The 857-nt window shown below is 69.7% G+C and carries 1 protein-coding gene; it reads right to left on the bottom strand.

Going from position 1 to position 857, the window contains the following annotated elements:
• Positions 1-857 (bottom strand): acyltransferase domain-containing protein (locus tag UK12_RS32775; RefSeq protein ID WP_045306853.1); only part of this gene is annotated, 857 nt, incomplete at both ends.

The following is an 857-nucleotide window of genomic DNA, read 5'->3' as shown; positions in this document are numbered from 1 at the left end:
CCGACGCCATGTCACCGGCGGACACACCGGCGTCGAGCCAGTAGCGCTCCTTCTGGAAGGCGTACGTCGGCAGTTCGACCCGCGCCGCGCCGCGACCGGCGAACGCAGCCTGCCAGTCCACGGCCGCGCCGTGCACGTACGCCTGTGCCAGAGCCGTGGTCAGCGCCCGCACCTCAGGACGGTCCCCGCGCAGCACCGGCGCGAACACCACCGCCTCGGTCACACACTCCTGACCCATCGCCGACAGGACCCCGTCCGGCCCCAACTCCACGAACGTACGGACGCCCTCATGCTCAAGGGTCTGCACCGCGTCGTGGAACCGGACCGCCTCACGGACATGCCGGACCCAGTACTCGGGCGTGACCAGCTCGTCGGCGACCTTGCCGGTGAGGGTGGAGACGATCGGGATCCTCGACTCCTGGAACGTCAGCCCCTCGGCCACTCCCCGGAACTCCGCCAGCATCGGCTCCATCAGCGGCGAGTGGAACGCGTGGCTGACGGTGAGCCGCTTGGTCTTCCGACCATCGGCGGCCAGCTTCTCGGCAATCTCCAGCACCGCCTGCTCGTCGCCGGAAATCACCACCGACGAAGGCCCGTTGACGGCCGCAACACCCACCTCACCACTGAGCAGCGGCAGCACCTCGTCCTCGGACGCCCGCACCGCCACCATCGCACCACCAGCGGGCAGCGCCTGCATCAGACGACCACGAGCCGCCACCAGAGCCGCAGCATCCGCCAGCGAGAGCACACCCGCCACATGCGCAGCGGCCACCTCACCGATCGAATGCCCCGCCAGGAAGTCCGGCCGGACACCCCACGACTCCACCAACCTGAACAGCGCCACCTCAACCGCGAAC

Source organism: Saccharothrix sp. ST-888 (genome assembly GCF_000955975.1).
In the GTDB taxonomy this organism is placed as follows: Bacteria; Actinomycetota; Actinomycetes; order Streptomycetales; family Streptomycetaceae; genus Kitasatospora.
Note: the sequence above shows the minus strand (reverse complement) of the source record. Positions and strands in the feature narration are given on the sequence as shown.